The organism is Janthinobacterium aestuarii (assembly GCF_051380835.1).
GTDB lineage: Bacteria > Pseudomonadota > Gammaproteobacteria > Burkholderiales > Burkholderiaceae_D > Janthinobacterium > Janthinobacterium aestuarii.
The window spans coordinates 61,028-74,909 of sequence record NZ_JBNYXU010000013.1 but is presented as its reverse complement, the minus strand read 5'-3'; the positions used below and the strand labels follow the sequence as shown (position 1 = coordinate 74,909).

Sequence of the window (13,882 nt, the reverse complement as noted above, 5' to 3'; positions counted from 1 at the left end):
AATACCTCCACCCTTTTGCATGACGCCCCGAGTTTCTAACGCGACACCAGCGCCTGCCTCCCGGCCAGATGCGCCACCACGCTCCCCATCACCCGCCCCAGCGGCACCTCCACCCAGCGATAAAACGCCGCACCGGCCGCCAGGCTGGCGCCCCAGGCCGTCAGCATGCCCAGCGCCTGCCACTCGGGCTCGAGTGGAACGTAGGCGATAAACAAGGCGTTCACCAGCAGGCTGACGGGAAAGTGGACGAGGAACACGGCATACGAGATGCGGCCCAGCGCGTTGATGACGTTCCAGGCGAGACCCTGTGCAGGCGTGCGGGCGCGGCCGAACAGGAACAGGGCGCAGGCGACGATCAGGGCCAGGGCGATGCGGCTGCGGTAGTCGACGGCCAGGGCCAGCAGGACGGGCACGGCGGCCATGGCCATGAGCGCGGTCATGGCGCCGGGTTTACGGGCCGGATCGCTGGCCCACCAGGCCAGCATGCCCAGACCATAACTACCGAAGAAATACGGCGCCCAGTTATCCCAGTCCGCGTCCAGATTGAAATACAGCAGGGAAAAGGTGATGCCGACGGTGACGGCCAGCGGCATCAGCCAGTGCCGGCGCCGCTGTCCCGCCACGCGGCCGCTCAGCCACAGCAGCGATACGGTCAGCAGGTACAGCTGGAAATCGATGGCCACGTACCAGGCGCCGGCCGACAGCGACTCATAGCCCAGCACGCCGTGCAGCAGCAAGGCATGGGCACTCAGCTGGCCCAGGGTGACGGCGGCCGACATGGAGTCGTGCTGCATCCAGATGCCGGCCACAGGCGTGATGATGGCCGCAAGCAAGGTGGCAGCCAGGAAAGGCGGCGCCAGCTTGGCATAGCGGCGCCAGACCGCTTGCAGAGGGCTGGCGATGCCGGGACGGCCTGCGGGCGAGAGCGATTTGGCGACGAGAAAGCCGCCAATGACGAGAAACACTTGCACGGCGATGCGCGCGCTGCCACCGAGCCAGTCCAGCAACTCGGGCCACAGCGGTTGCACGTAGTCGGACATGGGCCCGTAAAACGCCAGATGGTGCAACACGATCAACTGCGCCGCACCCGCCTTCAAACCATTGATCCAGCCAAACTGCGGACGATGTGCCAGGTCCGCCTGTGATACCACTGCTGCTGCCGTCATTCCCTATCCTTGCCGTGCCAGGTAGTCTCGCCAGCCATGCGCACAACGGGCGCGCGGCCGAGGATTTACCGAAAGGCCGACATCATAGCCGAGCCTGGCACTTCGGTGACGCGCTGCAGACGACCCATATCAATCCTTGCGCGAAAAATCGGCACGCAACAGCGTCTGGATCACGCTGCCGCCCTGCTCGTTCGCGCGCACGGCGACCGCCATGGACGGCATGGCGAACAGCACGCCATCGTGCTCTTCCCAGGTATCGACCAGTTGCTCCAGTTCGCGTCCCAGCGACTCCACCCGCCCGATCTGCCGGGCCAGCTGCGCCGCGCACTTGCCGTCATAGCCGACGCGGCGCGGGCACTCGTCGATACGTACGAACGGCGTCTTGCTCTCGCGCAAGCGTGCGGACAATTGCGCGGCCACCGCCGCCGGCGCGCCATCGAGATACAAATGGTAAGACGGCACACGGCAGCATCTCCCGGACAACAACAGCAAGCCGACCCTGGCACCGAATGCGGCGGTGGTGGCTACCGGCACATAGGCAAACGGCGGCGTGCTGCCGTCCCAGACAAAAGTCTTGCGCTGCTCGGCGGCGTTCGCCCCGCGCCAGCCGGGCTGGCAGGCGGCATTCGCGGCAGCAAAACAGCTACGGTAACCCGTCTGATCGCTGATAAACAATTGCTCGACCGCATTACGCGCGCCGACAGCCTCGGGCGCGGTGCCGTCCGGCCGCACTTCCCAGCTGCCCGCGCCGTTCTTGTGCCATGGCAGCGCCGTGCGCGACCAGGCCCATAACCGCTCGTAAGGATGGAATTGGTAGGTGGGCGCGTCCGCCAGGTAAATTCTCGGCAGCGGAATCGGGTCGCGCCGCTTGCCGTCCGCATCGACGACGAGCACCACGGACGGCGCATACTCGCTGTCGACAAACGCAAATGATGCCCCATCGGGCGAGATGGCCGCCAGGACTTGGGCGTGCAGGTCGCCGTCGCTTTCTGGCGGACTGGGCAGCACGGTGATTTTCAGCGGCAAGCCACGCAACAGGAAACCGGGGCGCTGGTCGCCGGGAAAATAGCGCACGCCGGGGGACAATGGAAAGCCATGCGTGTACGTCTCGGTGCCACGGTAGCCGTCTTTCGACGCCGCGATCTTCTCGACCACGGCCTTGCCCGCTTGCTCGTGGACCAGCGCCAGCACGCTGTCATCGTCAGGCAATCTGACGAAATAGACGGGCTGGGCGAAGTCGGTCCAGCGCTCGATGCCATCGGTGGCCTTGACGACAACTTTGTCGCCGTATATCAGCCGCATGGAATTGTTGTGCGTGGACATCAGGGAGCCGCCACCCTGGCGGTACTCGACCGACAAGGCGGCAAACCGCCCGTACATGTCGGCCTTGGTCACCTTTTCGCCGCGCCGCAACACATCGGCATATTCGCCCGTGGCCGGCTCCGTGTAAGGCCAGCAGCCAGTGAGCAGTACGAAAGCGGTGGCGCAGCACCAGCGATAGCGTGCAGGAATTCTCATGCGTGATCGACCTTTCAGCTTGAGACTGCACTCCAGTGCTGCAAATTCGGCAATCTTGCAGGCATTCTACGACAGATTCAGGGCTGATTCGCTTGCGGCTGCGCCAGGATGGCGCCGAGCAAGCCGGGAAAGCGGCTCTCGATATCGGCGCGGCGCAAGGTGTTCATATGCGTCGTGCCTGCGTTTTCCGTGTAGACGAGGCCCGCTTCGCGCAAGACCTTGAAATGGTGGGAAACGGTCGATTTCGGCCGCCCGCCGTCCAGATCGCCGCAAGCGGCCGCGTCGACTCTGGCCAGGTGGCGCACGATGTCGAGGCGAATGGAATCGCTCAAAGCGTAGAGCACGCGCTCGAGGACGAATTCGCTGACGGCAGGATGTTTGTGTGGACGCATGTGCAGAATCATACAGCATGCGCTATACTAATTCCATTATTCGAATATTTACGAACTACCGAATCAACTCTTTCCCGCATTTTCACCAACACACAAAGGCCACCATGTCCGCCCTCTTCCAGTCCTATACCCTCAAAGACATCACCCTGCGCAACCGCATCGCCGTGCCGCCCATGTGCCAGTACATGGCCGTCGATGGCCAGGCCAACGACTGGCATCTGTCGCACTACGCGGGCATGGCCCGTGGCGGCGCCGGCCTGGTGATCGTCGAAGCGACGGCCGTGGCGCCCGAAGGCCGCATCACGCCCGGCTGCACGGGCATCTGGAACGATGACCTGGCGCAAGCCTTCGTGCCTGTCGTCAAAGCCATCAAGGCGGCCGGCTCCGTGCCCGGCATCCAGATCGCCCACGCGGGCCGCAAGGCCAGCGCCAACCGTCCATGGGAAGGCGACGACCATATTCCTGAAGGCGACGCGCGCGGCTGGCAAACCATTGCCCCGTCCGCCATCGCCTTTGGCGGCGGCCTGCCAAAAGTGCCGCGCGCCATGGACCTCGACGATATCGCCCGCGTGAAACAGAACTTCGTCGACGCGGCCGTGCGCGCCCGCGAAGTCGGTTTCGAATGGCTGGAGCTGCACTTCGCCCACGGCTACCTGGCGCAAAGCTTCTTTTCCACCCACTCGAACCAGCGCGACGACATCTATGGCGGCAGCCTGGAAAACCGTAGCCGCTTCCTGCTGGAAACCTTGAAAGCCGTGCGCGAAGTGTGGCCCGAACACCTGCCGCTGACGATCCGCTTCGGCGTGCTGGAATTCGACGGCCGCGACGAACAAACCCTGCTCGAATCGATCGGCCTCGTGCGCCAGTTCAAGGACGCGGGCATGGACATGATCAGCGTCAGCATGGGCTTCACGATTCCCGACGTGTCGATTCCATGGGGCCCGGCCTTCATGGGCCCGATTGCCGAACGCGTGCGCCGCGAAGCGGGCGTGCCGGTCTCGTCCGCCTGGGGCTTCGGCACGCCGGCCATTGCCGAGCGCGTCGTCAAGGACGAACAGCTCGACGTGGTGATGGTCGGCAAGGCGCACCTGGCCAATCCGCACTGGGCATACTTTGCCGCCAAGGAACTCGGCGTGGAACGCGCCTCGTGGACCCTGCCGGCGCCATACGCGCACTGGCTCGAGCGCTATTGATCGTCCTTGACCGTCGCCGGATGCCCCTCCAGGGGCAGTTCCGGCAGGAACAGCAGGAAGACCAGTCCCAATAGCAGCAGCACGGCGCCGGCGCCAAACACGCTGGCGATCGCATGGCGGTACACGTCCACCGTTTGTGCGGCCGCCTGCGCGCCCAGCGCCGAGACGGCTTCCACGCCGTGCTTGTGCAGCTGATGCGCGAGGATGGCGCCGGACGCCGTCACGCCCAGCAAGCCGCCCAGCGAGCGGAAAAATGCCAGCATGGCCGTGCCCACGCCGCGGCGCGCCAGGGGCAAGGCATTTTGCACGGCGATCGTCATGTTCGGCATCACCAGTCCCAGCCCCGTGCCGAGGAAAAAGATGGCCGGCTCGATGATCCAGTAGCCGCGCGACGTTGCCATGCCCCAGGCCAGCACGGCAAACGCCAGCAGCGCCACGGCCAATCCCGCCACCTGCACCATCTTGTACTTGCCCGAGCGCGACAGCACCCGGCCGTTGAAGATCGACGACGCCACCAGTCCCACCATCATCGGCACCGTCATCACGCCGGATTCCGCCGGACTGGCGCCCATCACCAGCTGGAAGAACAGGGGGAAGAAGACGCTGGCGCCCATCAGGCCCATGAAGGTCACAGCCATCACCAGGCTGGCGATATTGAAGGTGCGGTTCTCGAACAGGTCGGGCGGCAGCACGGGTTCATCCACCCTGCCCATGTGCACCGCCAGCCAGATACCCAGCAGCACGGCGATGCCGCCGCACACCTTGATGGCCAGCCCATCCCACGGCCACTCGGTGCCGCCCAGCGCCAGCACCAGCAGGGCCGCCGTGATGGCGCCCGTCAGCAATGCCGAGCCCAGATAATCGATCTTGTGCGCATGCGTGCGCGCCGGCTTGCGCATGGCGCGCGCGATGATGACAAAGGCAGCCGCGCCGATGGGCAGGTTGACATAGAAAATCCAGTGCCACGACAAGGCATCCGTGATCACGCCGCCCAGCACGGGACCGAGCACGCTGGTGACGGCATACACGATGGGCACCATGCCTTGCCGCTTGCCCCGCTCGGCCGGCGGCACGATGTCGCCGATGATGATTTGCGCCAGCGGCATAAAGCCGCCCGCCCCGAGGCCCTGAATGGCACGGAAGATAATAAGTTCCGTCATGTTCTGCGCCAGCCCGCACAGCACGGAACCGAGCAAGAAGGTCAGCAGGGCCGTAATGATCATGGGACGGCGGCCGTACTGGTCGGCCAGCTTGCCGTACAGGGGCATGGTGGCCGTCGAGGCCAGCACGTAGGCCGTGACCACCCACGACAGATGGGCCATGCCGCCCAGGTCATCGACGATGCGCGGCAAGGCCGTGGCGACGATGCTCTGGTCCAGCGCACCGAGTCCCAGCACGGCCATCAGGCCCAGGTAGATGGCGCGCACTTCGCGTTCGGTGACGGGTTTGGCAGCGCCTTTTTCTGCGCCTGCGGCCTGATCGTGGCGGCTCATGCTTGTCCGATCTCAAGCAGCGGCTGCATGGCCGCTTCCAGTGCATCGATCTGCTGCGGCGTCAGACGGGCAATGCGCTGCGCCAGCACATCGCGGCGGCGAGCACGCAGGGTTTCGAGGATGGCCAGGCCTTGCGCGGACACCTGCAGGCCCGAGCGGCGCCGGTCTTGCGGATCGGGCGCGCCGCGCTCGACCAGTCCCGCCTCTTCGAGCGATTTGACCTGCGCGCTGACGGTCGGCCCGCGCACATTCTGCAGGCGCGCCAGCGCGGCCACGCCGATGCCGGGCTGCTCGTGAATCAGCGCCAGCAGCATGTATTGCATCATCGACACGCTGCCCTCCAGCTCGCCCCCTTCGCGCTGCATGGAGCGCAGCAGACGCTTGAACGCCGTGCGCAATTCATCGGACAGCGCCAGCGCGCGTTCGGGGATCGGAAGGTCTTCGGTAGTGAGCATGAGAGGATATGAATAGGTAGACTATCTACCTATATTAAGCCGTACCCGGGCACCATGCAAGGCTTTTTTCCATCCCCGCCCTTCCCAAAACCCGCTTTGGCCGTCATAATAGCCGCCCTTGGGTCGTTAGCTCAGCTGGTAGAGCAGCGGACTTTTAATCCGTTGGTCGCAGGTTCGAATCCCGCACGGCCTACCAAGAATTTGCAGTACGCTGACTTGTCGCCATGACAGACACGTACCGCACAGTGTTACCGTAGTTCAGTTGTAAAGTTTTTGGGTCGTTAGCTCAGCTGGTAGAGCAGCGGACTTTTAATCCGTTGGTCGCAGGTTCGAATCCCGCACGGCCTACCAAATACTTCAGAGAAGCCCACGAATTCGCGTTCGTGGGCTTTTTTGTTTCTGGTCGGTCTCTGGTCGCCTCAAAAACGGAAGTCAGGAGATACTCTGCCGTGGGCAGCACCTAGCCCGGCATCATGCATAAATATCATCAAGGTAACGGATTTTTGCGATTATAATGGGGTGTCTGGTATCTACAGGTCTAGGTATGGTTGCCTGATACTTAGCTTTCTCTTCATCTGGAAGTAACGATAGAAGAGTCTCGTGTGCGATCTGTCTCACTACCGATTTTACTAACCTCAACGCGCCCCCCTTCTGAGAAATATCGGTCCTGATTTTGTCGTCGGCAAAGAGTTCCGGGTTAGATACCGCATCGCCACGGACAAATGATGAGGCATACCTTCCTTGCTCTCTGCTCAGTGCGAAATAATCGGGATGTAACTTTTGTGCACGGTGAGCGCCACGTTCTTGATTAGCAACATCTTTCAATACCCGCAATCGGCTGTACTTTTTGTCCACACCCGCAAATAGAATCACGCGATTCAGCCACCTCTCCATTGGCAAAAAATACGGTCCTTCGTCTATCCACTGATTGTATGTAGGCTTCCAGTCTTGAAAATACTTATCTTTCTTAACATAGTGAGTCGCATACACTAAGCCACTCGCTGGTTCAATATTGACTTTCGGCTCAGCCTTGGTATGGGAGTAACACGTATCAATCATCTCTTGATCCGGCTTGCCGATTTGAAACATTATCGAGCGGCTTGCGGTGTTAGGTTTACTAGGGTCCGGCTTATCATAGAAGAGAGTTCGCAAGTTCACTGCAATCTCCGCCGCGAACATTATGTTCCCTTTATCGTACTGGCTACACAGCACTCTTAAGGTATGAAGCTGATGTTCGAAGTCTTCAAGTAGCTCATCAGGGTCTCGCTCTACGTACACAACAGCCTGGGAGCGCTGTTGGGAAGATTTCTTTTTGCTCGTGGTCATTTGGACTTTTGTGGTAGTCGTTATTGGTTTAATACTACCATTTTATAAGCTGAGGTCTCCCGGCTCTACGTTGCACCGTCAGTCACTGGCCTCACAGCGCCTTACGGACACGAATGTTGATGCTGCTAGGTCAATCAGGTCGGCCGCGACGCGGAAATGGCCGAACATGTGCTGCCGCTGTTTAATACCGATTGATGCGGCGTGATGCGCATTGAGGTGGATGAGGGCGGATCACGGCGCCGGATGGAATACGGAATTGGGTGCCGCCGCCAGCGCCACCAGCGCATCGATGGCGGCGCGCAGGCGCGGCTTCACGTAGCGCGTGGCCGGCCACACGGCATGGATCGGCATTTCGCCGCCCGCATGCTGCTGCAGCACGGGCAGCAACTGGCCCGACGCCAGGTGCGCATCGATCAGCCAGGTGGGCAGCTGGCACAGGCCGGCGCCCGCCACAGTGGCCGCCAGCATCGCCTCGCCGTCGCGCAGGGCGTGCCGCACGCGGATCGCCTGCTCGGTGGAAGTACCGTCCGCCTCGCGCAGCAGCCAGACCGCCGGCCCTTGCCGGCGCCAGCCCACGATGCAGTCGTGGGCAGTCAGTTCCTCGCGCACCTGCGGCGTGCCGCGCCGCGCCAGGTAGGCCGGGGCGGCGCAGATCAGCAGCCGCTGCGTGCCCAGCTGGCGCGCCACCAGGTCGGCGTCGTTGTTCAGCGCGCCGATGCGCACGGCTAGGTCGATGCCCTCTTCCACCAGGTTGACGGTGCGGTCGGTGAAAGTCACGGCCAGCTCGATGCCCGCGTGGCGCGCCGCCAGCTCCAGCAGGGTGGGCAGGATGTGGCGGCGGCCGAACGCTGCCGGCACGTCGACGCGCAGGCGCCCCGTGGGCACTTGCTGGCCCATGATCAAGCCGTGTTCCGTCGCCTCCAGGTCGTCGAATCTGCACGCACATGTCGTAATACGTGCGCCCTTCCGGCGTGAGGGTCAGGCGGCGCGTGGTGCGGTGCAGCAGCTTGGTGCCCAGGCGCGCTTCCAGCCGCGACACGCTCTTGCCCACGCCCGATGCCGACACGCCCTGCGCGGCCGCGGCGGCGGCAAAGCTGCCCAGTTTCACCGTCATGACGAAGTCATTGATGCCATCGAAGCGGTCGTCGTTTTACATATATTATGGAGTCTAGAGAGTGAATTGAGCAATTTTACGCCGATTGCATGCTTGCAGTCTTTAACACGCTGGCGGGCGCCGCAGGCGTCGCGCGCCGCCCGTCATCCGGCCATGGCTCCATACCTCCCCGGCGTCACCCCCATCACCCGCTTGAACATGGCGATGAAGGCGCTGACCGTGTCGTAGCCCAAATCCAGCGCAATCGTCGTGACGGGCTGGCCGGCGGCCAATAACTCCAGGGCGCGCAGGATGCGGGCGCGCTGGCGCCAGGCGGAGGGCGTAAAGCCGGTCTCGAGCGTGAAACGGCGCGCCAGGGTGCGCGGCGATATGCCGGCCCAGGCGGCCAGCGCTTCCACGCCCCGCTCGTCGGCCAGGTCGTCGAGCACGGCGCGCGCCACGCGCAGCAGGCGCGGGTCCGTGGGCAGGGGCAAGCCGAAGGGCTCGTGCGGCGCGGCGGCGATTTCGTCGAGGATCACGCCCGCCACCCGGGCTTGCCGCGCATCCAGTGCATCCGGCGCGCCATCGTCCCAGGCGCTGGCGCGGTCCACCGCTTCGCGCAGCAAGCCCGAGACGCGCATCACGCACGGCGCGGCGGGCAAGCTGACGCAGCTGGCCTCGTCCACATACACGCTCCAGCCCGCAAACGGGCCATGCGAACGCAGTCCATGGACATGATGGGGCGGCATCCATACGCAATGGCTGGCCGGCACCACCCACTGCCCGCTGTCGGCAGCGATGGAAAGCAAGCCCCGCATGGCGCCGAACAGCTGGCCGCTGGCATGGCGGTGCGCCGCCGTCACCCGCTCCTGCGGCTGGGTAATGCGCATGGCGCGCAGCGGCAGCGATGGCGACAAGATTGGCGGATTTGACGTATCGAATGACATAAACAACGCAGGCAAGACAATCCGGCCATCATACAGTGGAGTCTCTTACTATTTCAGGAGTTCGCCATGCGCGCAGAAGACGTGTTACCGGATCAACAAAACCAGGGCCAGTTCAATGGCGTCACCGTACGCAAGGGCACGGTGGGCGCCTTCCTGGCCAATGCCAAGGTATGGCTGGACGAGTCCAGCGGCAGCGCCGAACGGAGCATGGCCGAGCGCGACATTGTCGACGCCCTGCCCGCCCTGCACGCGCTGGGGCTGTTCGATATCCTGCAAGTGCGCGATGCGACGCTGCGCGAACTGGTGGCCGCTTCCGCCGCGTGAGCAGGCTGACTCGTCCACGGCGCGCATTTCCTCTATCATGCTGCTTTGCCCGCCTTCGCACCCGCCATGCCGTTTACCATTGCCGCCCCCGTCCACAGCGAACTGATCATCAAGAAAAGCCGTTTCATCGGTTGCGTGCAGCCGATGACGGACCGCGCCAGCGCGCAGCAGGTGGTCAATGACTTGAAGGCGCAGCATCCGGGCGCCTGCCATGTGTGCTGGGCGCTGCTGGCGGGCGGGCAGTCGGCGGCCGTCGATGATGGCGAACCGAGCGGCACGGCGGGGCGGCCCATGCTCGACGTGCTGCGCCATCAGGACCTGGAAGGCGTGCTGGCGACCGTCGTGCGCTACTTTGGCGGGATCAAGCTCGGTGCGGGCGGCCTCGTGCGCGCCTACACGGACAGCGTGGCGCAAGCGCTCTTGCAGGCGGAAAAGACGGCCATCGTGCGCCAGCGTACCCTGCGCTGCACGGTGCCGTATGCAATGGAAGGCATGCTGCGCCGCGAACTCGATGGCGCCGCCGCCGCCTTGCTGAACGTGGAACACGGCGAGCACGTGCTGTTCGACTTCAGCCTTCCTGAAACGGCGGCCACCGCCCTGCTGGCCCACCTGCATGAAGCGGGCAATGGACGGATAGCCTGGCTGAAATTGGAAGCCGAAGAGGAAGAGTAAAACTTATAAATTGGGCGGGCGCTTGAGCTGCAGCAAGATGAAATGCGTCCATGCCAGCGCCGGCAGCACCATCAACAGCAACATCAGTCCGGCCGGCATGTCCGGCACGAAACGCACGAAGCAGCCAAGAAAGCCGGCGATGGCCAGCCAGAAGCGCCAGTTGAAGGCATATGCCTTGCGCGCCACCGTCGCCAGCGCGATACGCCAGAATTCCAGCAAGGCCCACACGCCGCCCGTCAGCAGCAGCGCGGCCAGGGCATTGGTGCCGGGGGCATCGGCCCAGGTGCGCACCAGGTTGTACAACAGCACGGGATAGCCGGCCGTGATGGCCAGGGTGGCCGGGCCGGCGGCGATGACAGCTTCAAACAGCTGCCCTTTGGAACGATGATCCACTGATACTCCTCAAGCCACGACGCCGGAATGGGCGGCGATCACTTGCAGCGCGCCGGCCGCGTCCTGCGCCCAGACGCGCGTAAAACGGAAGTCGCCATGCGTTTCCACGTCGTGATAGCTGCCCGTCAGCTGCATGCGCACGGAGACGACGGCCACGCTGCCGTTAATGCGCACATGGCGCTCGGACGCGCGCAAGTCGGTGATGGCCAGCAGGCGCTGCTCGTGCGCGGCCAGGTCCGCATGCTTGCTCAACAAGTGGCCCAGGTGATTGGTAAACAGCAAGTCGTCGGCCAGCAAGACATTCAACGCAGCCACGTCGGAGGCCATCATGGCCAGGCGCAAGCGCTCTTCCGCATCGAGCACTTGTACTTCAGTTAATGCATTCATCTTCTTCCTATCAAATAGTCTGGCGCATCTTAGCAAACGGGAAAAGCATGCTTGCACGAAATAGCTAAATTCACAATCAGCCACAAGGCTTATACCTGTGAAGCATATTTATATAGCGTAATATTCGCAGCGGTATTGCGCAAAACGCCACCATAGTACTGTACAGTGCTTGCCCTTCCGCCCCGGGCTGGGGCAGCTGTCAGTTGTAGTACTGTTTTATGTGCTCCGTGCAGTCTCGAATAAAACCAAGATAAGGCCCCTTCATGGCAATTAACATCATCCTGAACCTGCTCGTTGCGTTGCTCGTCTTCGCTTTCATGTTCCACCAGCAACGCAAACACGCGACGTTTACCGTGCGCGTCTTCACGGGCCTGGGCCTGGGCGTGCTGCTCGGCGCGGCCGTGCAGTGGCTGTACGGCGCCGGCTCGCCCATCATCGCGGGCACCAATGAATACATGGACATCGTCGGCAGCGGCTATGTAAAACTGCTGCAGATGATCATCATGCCGCTGATCATGGTGTCCATCATCTCCGCCATCCTGAAACTCAAGGACGCGAGCTCGCTGGGCAAGATCAGCGCGCTGACCATCGGCACCCTGCTCATCACCACGACCGTCGCCGCCGCGCTGGGCATTTTGATGGCCAAGCTATTCGGCCTGACGGCTGTGGGACTGACGTCGAGCGCCGCCGAAGTGGCGCGCGGCGTGCAGCTGCAAGGCTCGCTGGAAACGGCGAAAGCCCTGTCCCTGCCGAAACTGCTGGTCAGCTTCGTGCCGACCAACCCCTTCCTCGACATGACGGGCGCGCGCAAGACGTCGACCATCGCCGTGGTCGTGTTCTCGATTTTCGTCGGCATCTCGGCCACGGGCATCGCGGCGAAAAAGCCGGAGATTTTCGCCTCGTTCGAGAACTTCATGAAAGTGGCGCACGCCATCGTCATGCGCATGGTCACCCTGGTGCTGCGCCTGACGCCGTACGGCGTGTTCGCACTGATGTTTGAAGTGGTCGCCTCGTCGAGCTACACGGACATCCTGAAACTGATCAACTTCGTCGTCGCCTCGTACAGCGCGCTGATATTGATGTTCCTCGTGCACCTGGCCATCATCGCCGGCGTGGGCCTGAACCCGCTGCGCTTCGTGAAAAAAGTCTTCCCCGTGCTGGCCTTCGCGTTTACGTCGCGCACCAGCGCAGGCTCCATTCCGATGAGCGTACAGACGCAAACCCAGCGCCTTGGCACGCCGGAAGGCATCGCCAACTTCGCCGCCTCGTTCGGCTCGACCATCGGCCAGAACGGCTGCGCCGGCATCTATCCTGCCATGCTGGCCGTCATGATCGCCCCGACCGTCGGCGTCGATCCCTTCACGATCAGCTTCCTGCTGCCCTTGCTGGCCATCATCACCATCGGTTCCGTCGGCGTGGCCGGCGTGGGCGGCGGCGCCACGTTTGCCGCCCTGATCGTGCTGTCGGCCATGGACTTGCCCGTCGCACTGGCCGGCTTGCTGATCTCCGTCGAACCGCTGATCGACATGGGCCGCACGGCCCTGAACGTGAGCGGCTCGATCACGGCCGGCACCGTCACCAGCCGGGTCATGGGACAGACCGACCTGGCCGTCTACAACAGCGACGACGCGCCGGACTTGGATGAAGCGGAACACGCCGCCTAAGCAGCTCTCCAGCGGCGCGCCGCGCCTTGCCGCTTTCGTCTATATTTATCAACAATAAATGCAGAGGAAGGCGCAAGGCGATGGAACAGAAATGGCCGCAGCAAATCTGGATCGTGCGTCACGGCCAAAGTGCCGGCAACGTGGCGCGCGATGCCGCCGAAGCGGAAAAGCAGTTATTGATCGCCATCGCCGAACGCGATGTCGACGTCCCCCTCTCCGAGCTGGGCGCGCGCCAAGCGCAGGCCCTGGGCGACTGGTTCGCCACCCTCCCCCCTGAACAACGACCGACCGTCGTGCTGTATTCGCCGTACGTGCGGGCACAGCAGACGGCACAAGCCGTACTGGCGCGCATCGATGCGGACAGCTTGAGCTCCGTGGTGGCCGACGAGCGCCTGCGCGAAAAGGAATTCGGCATCCTCGACCGCCTGACCGTGCACGGCATCGCCAGCAAATACCCGGAACTGCACGAGCAGCGCCAGCACGTCGGCAAGTTTTACTTCCGTCCGCCGGGCGGCGAAAGCTGGTGCGACGTCATCCTGCGCCTGCGCAGCGTGCTCGACACCATCACCCGCGAATACAGGGGCGAACGGGTGCTGATCGTCGGCCACCAGGTCATCGTCAATTGCTTCCGCTACCTGCTGGAACGCTGCGACGAGCAAGCCATCCTGGCCATCGACAAGGCGGCCGACGTACCCAACTGCGGCGTCACCTCGTACGCCTTCAATCCCGCCCTGGGCAAGCACGGCAAGCTGCAGCTGGACCTGTGCAACTTCGTCGCGCCTTTGGTCGAATCGGGTACACCTGTAACGGCCCAGCCCGACATGCCGGCCGCGCCCAAGTCCTAGTTTTCCGGAGACCA

Annotated in this window: 15 protein-coding genes, 2 tRNA genes and 1 pseudogene; 7 read left to right on the top strand and 11 right to left on the bottom strand. The window is 63.3% G+C overall.

Annotation, left to right across the window (positions count from 1 at the left end; all coding sequences use genetic code 11):
• Positions 1-35: 35 nt before the first annotated feature.
• The 3 genes from ACQ4WO_RS26400 to ACQ4WO_RS26390 all read right to left on the bottom strand — a co-directional run bounded on the left by ACQ4WO_RS26400 (position 36) and on the right by ACQ4WO_RS26390 (position 3,076).
• Positions 36-1,166, bottom strand: coding sequence for an acyltransferase family protein (locus ACQ4WO_RS26400; protein WP_436483895.1), 1,131 nt, complete (start codon positions 1,164-1,166; stop codon positions 36-38).
• A gap of 129 nt (positions 1,167-1,295) precedes the next feature.
• Positions 1,296-2,684 (bottom strand): hypothetical protein, encoded by a 1,389-nt coding sequence (locus ACQ4WO_RS26395; RefSeq protein ID WP_436483894.1) that lies wholly within the window; start codon positions 2,682-2,684, stop codon positions 1,296-1,298.
• A gap of 77 nt (positions 2,685-2,761) precedes the next feature.
• A complete protein-coding gene (locus ACQ4WO_RS26390; RefSeq protein ID WP_436483893.1) occupies positions 2,762-3,076 on the bottom strand; it encodes an ArsR/SmtB family transcription factor in 315 nt (104 codons plus the stop codon).
• 104 nt (positions 3,077-3,180) lie between these two features.
• Between ACQ4WO_RS26390 and ACQ4WO_RS26385 the strand changes: the two genes are divergently transcribed.
• Positions 3,181-4,269, top strand: coding sequence for an NADH:flavin oxidoreductase/NADH oxidase (locus ACQ4WO_RS26385; protein WP_436483892.1), 1,089 nt, complete (start codon positions 3,181-3,183; stop codon positions 4,267-4,269).
• Here ACQ4WO_RS26385 and ACQ4WO_RS26380 read toward each other — a convergent pair.
• Together ACQ4WO_RS26380 and ACQ4WO_RS26375 are read right to left on the bottom strand one after the other, a co-directional pair.
• Positions 4,263-5,762 carry an MDR family MFS transporter gene (locus ACQ4WO_RS26380; RefSeq protein WP_436483891.1) on the bottom strand — a complete coding sequence of 500 codons (1,500 nt, stop codon included), beginning with the start codon at positions 5,760-5,762 and terminating at the stop codon, positions 4,263-4,265. The two genes, ACQ4WO_RS26385 and ACQ4WO_RS26380, sit on opposite strands and share 7 nt — an antisense overlap.
• Positions 5,759-6,217, bottom strand: a complete 459-nt coding sequence (locus tag ACQ4WO_RS26375; protein WP_436483890.1) for a MarR family winged helix-turn-helix transcriptional regulator — start codon at positions 6,215-6,217, stop codon at positions 5,759-5,761. The genes ACQ4WO_RS26380 and ACQ4WO_RS26375 overlap by 4 nt, the downstream gene beginning before the upstream one ends.
• 120 nt (positions 6,218-6,337) lie before the next feature.
• Between ACQ4WO_RS26375 and ACQ4WO_RS26370 the strand changes: the two genes are divergently transcribed.
• Together ACQ4WO_RS26370 and ACQ4WO_RS26365 are read left to right on the top strand one after the other, a co-directional pair.
• Positions 6,338-6,413, top strand: a tRNA-Lys gene (locus ACQ4WO_RS26370).
• Positions 6,414-6,492: 79 nt separating this feature from the next.
• Positions 6,493-6,568: transfer RNA gene (locus tag ACQ4WO_RS26365), tRNA-Lys, on the top strand.
• Between the two features lie 120 nt (positions 6,569-6,688).
• On the opposite strand, the gene ACQ4WO_RS26360 is transcribed toward ACQ4WO_RS26365, so the two are convergent.
• From ACQ4WO_RS26360 to ACQ4WO_RS26345, 4 genes and pseudogenes are all read right to left on the bottom strand, one after another.
• Complete coding sequence (locus ACQ4WO_RS26360; protein WP_436483889.1) at positions 6,689-7,543, bottom strand: hypothetical protein; 855 nt, start codon at positions 7,541-7,543, stop codon at positions 6,689-6,691.
• Positions 7,544-7,774: 231 nt separating this feature from the next.
• Complete coding sequence (locus tag ACQ4WO_RS26355) at positions 7,775-8,440, bottom strand: LysR substrate-binding domain-containing protein (RefSeq protein WP_436483888.1); 666 nt, start codon at positions 8,438-8,440, stop codon at positions 7,775-7,777.
• 121 nt (positions 8,441-8,561) lie between these two features.
• A pseudogene (locus ACQ4WO_RS26350) lies at positions 8,562-8,657 on the bottom strand (hypothetical protein); the annotation flags it as partial.
• Between the two features lie 143 nt (positions 8,658-8,800).
• Positions 8,801-9,556, bottom strand: coding sequence for a helix-turn-helix domain-containing protein (locus ACQ4WO_RS26345; protein WP_436483987.1), 756 nt, complete (start codon positions 9,554-9,556; stop codon positions 8,801-8,803).
• A gap of 93 nt (positions 9,557-9,649) precedes the next feature.
• On the opposite strand from ACQ4WO_RS26345, the gene ACQ4WO_RS26340 reads away from it, so the two are divergent.
• Together ACQ4WO_RS26340 and ACQ4WO_RS26335 are read left to right on the top strand one after the other, a co-directional pair.
• Positions 9,650-9,907, top strand: a complete 258-nt coding sequence (locus ACQ4WO_RS26340; protein WP_436483887.1) for a hypothetical protein — start codon at positions 9,650-9,652, stop codon at positions 9,905-9,907.
• A gap of 66 nt (positions 9,908-9,973) precedes the next feature.
• A complete protein-coding gene (locus ACQ4WO_RS26335; RefSeq protein WP_436483886.1) occupies positions 9,974-10,579 on the top strand; it encodes an IMPACT family protein in 606 nt (201 codons plus the stop codon).
• A gap of 3 nt (positions 10,580-10,582) precedes the next feature.
• On the opposite strand, the gene ACQ4WO_RS26330 is transcribed toward ACQ4WO_RS26335, so the two are convergent.
• Together ACQ4WO_RS26330 and ACQ4WO_RS26325 are read right to left on the bottom strand one after the other, a co-directional pair.
• Complete coding sequence (locus ACQ4WO_RS26330; protein WP_338681333.1) at positions 10,583-10,972, bottom strand: hypothetical protein; 390 nt, start codon at positions 10,970-10,972, stop codon at positions 10,583-10,585.
• Between the two features lie 9 nt (positions 10,973-10,981).
• Positions 10,982-11,359 carry a nuclear transport factor 2 family protein gene (locus tag ACQ4WO_RS26325; RefSeq protein WP_436483885.1) on the bottom strand — a complete coding sequence of 126 codons (378 nt, stop codon included), beginning with the start codon at positions 11,357-11,359 and terminating at the stop codon, positions 10,982-10,984.
• Between the two features lie 263 nt (positions 11,360-11,622).
• On the opposite strand from ACQ4WO_RS26325, the gene ACQ4WO_RS26320 reads away from it, so the two are divergent.
• Positions 11,623-13,023 (top strand): L-cystine transporter, encoded by a 1,401-nt coding sequence (locus ACQ4WO_RS26320; protein WP_436483884.1) that lies wholly within the window; start codon positions 11,623-11,625, stop codon positions 13,021-13,023.
• A gap of 80 nt (positions 13,024-13,103) precedes the next feature.
• Positions 13,104-13,868: a histidine phosphatase family protein gene (locus ACQ4WO_RS26315; protein WP_436483883.1), complete on the top strand. Its 765-nt coding sequence runs from the start codon at positions 13,104-13,106 to the stop codon at positions 13,866-13,868.
• Positions 13,869-13,882 lie beyond the last annotated feature (14 nt).

Bases quoted from the DNA above. Each gene is read 5' to 3' on its own strand.
- ACQ4WO_RS26400 (WP_436483895.1), bottom strand. From the start codon at position 1,166: ATGACGGCAGCAGCAGTGGTATCACAGGCGGACCTGGCACATCGTCCG.
- ACQ4WO_RS26395 (WP_436483894.1), bottom strand. From the start codon at position 2,684: ATGAGAATTCCTGCACGCTATCGCTGGTGCTGCGCCACCGCTTTCGTA.
- ACQ4WO_RS26390 (WP_436483893.1), bottom strand. From the start codon at position 3,076: ATGCGTCCACACAAACATCCTGCCGTCAGCGAATTCGTCCTCGAGCGC.
- ACQ4WO_RS26385 (WP_436483892.1), top strand. From the start codon at position 3,181: ATGTCCGCCCTCTTCCAGTCCTATACCCTCAAAGACATCACCCTGCGC.
- ACQ4WO_RS26380 (WP_436483891.1), bottom strand. From the start codon at position 5,762: ATGAGCCGCCACGATCAGGCCGCAGGCGCAGAAAAAGGCGCTGCCAAA.
- ACQ4WO_RS26375 (WP_436483890.1), bottom strand. From the start codon at position 6,217: ATGCTCACTACCGAAGACCTTCCGATCCCCGAACGCGCGCTGGCGCTG.
- ACQ4WO_RS26360 (WP_436483889.1), bottom strand. From the start codon at position 7,543: ATGACCACGAGCAAAAAGAAATCTTCCCAACAGCGCTCCCAGGCTGTT.
- ACQ4WO_RS26355 (WP_436483888.1), bottom strand. From the start codon at position 8,440: ATGGGCCAGCAAGTGCCCACGGGGCGCCTGCGCGTCGACGTGCCGGCA.
- ACQ4WO_RS26340 (WP_436483887.1), top strand. From the start codon at position 9,650: ATGCGCGCAGAAGACGTGTTACCGGATCAACAAAACCAGGGCCAGTTC.
- ACQ4WO_RS26335 (WP_436483886.1), top strand. From the start codon at position 9,974: ATGCCGTTTACCATTGCCGCCCCCGTCCACAGCGAACTGATCATCAAG.
- ACQ4WO_RS26325 (WP_436483885.1), bottom strand. From the start codon at position 11,359: ATGAATGCATTAACTGAAGTACAAGTGCTCGATGCGGAAGAGCGCTTG.
- ACQ4WO_RS26320 (WP_436483884.1), top strand. From the start codon at position 11,623: ATGGCAATTAACATCATCCTGAACCTGCTCGTTGCGTTGCTCGTCTTC.
- ACQ4WO_RS26315 (WP_436483883.1), top strand. From the start codon at position 13,104: ATGGAACAGAAATGGCCGCAGCAAATCTGGATCGTGCGTCACGGCCAA.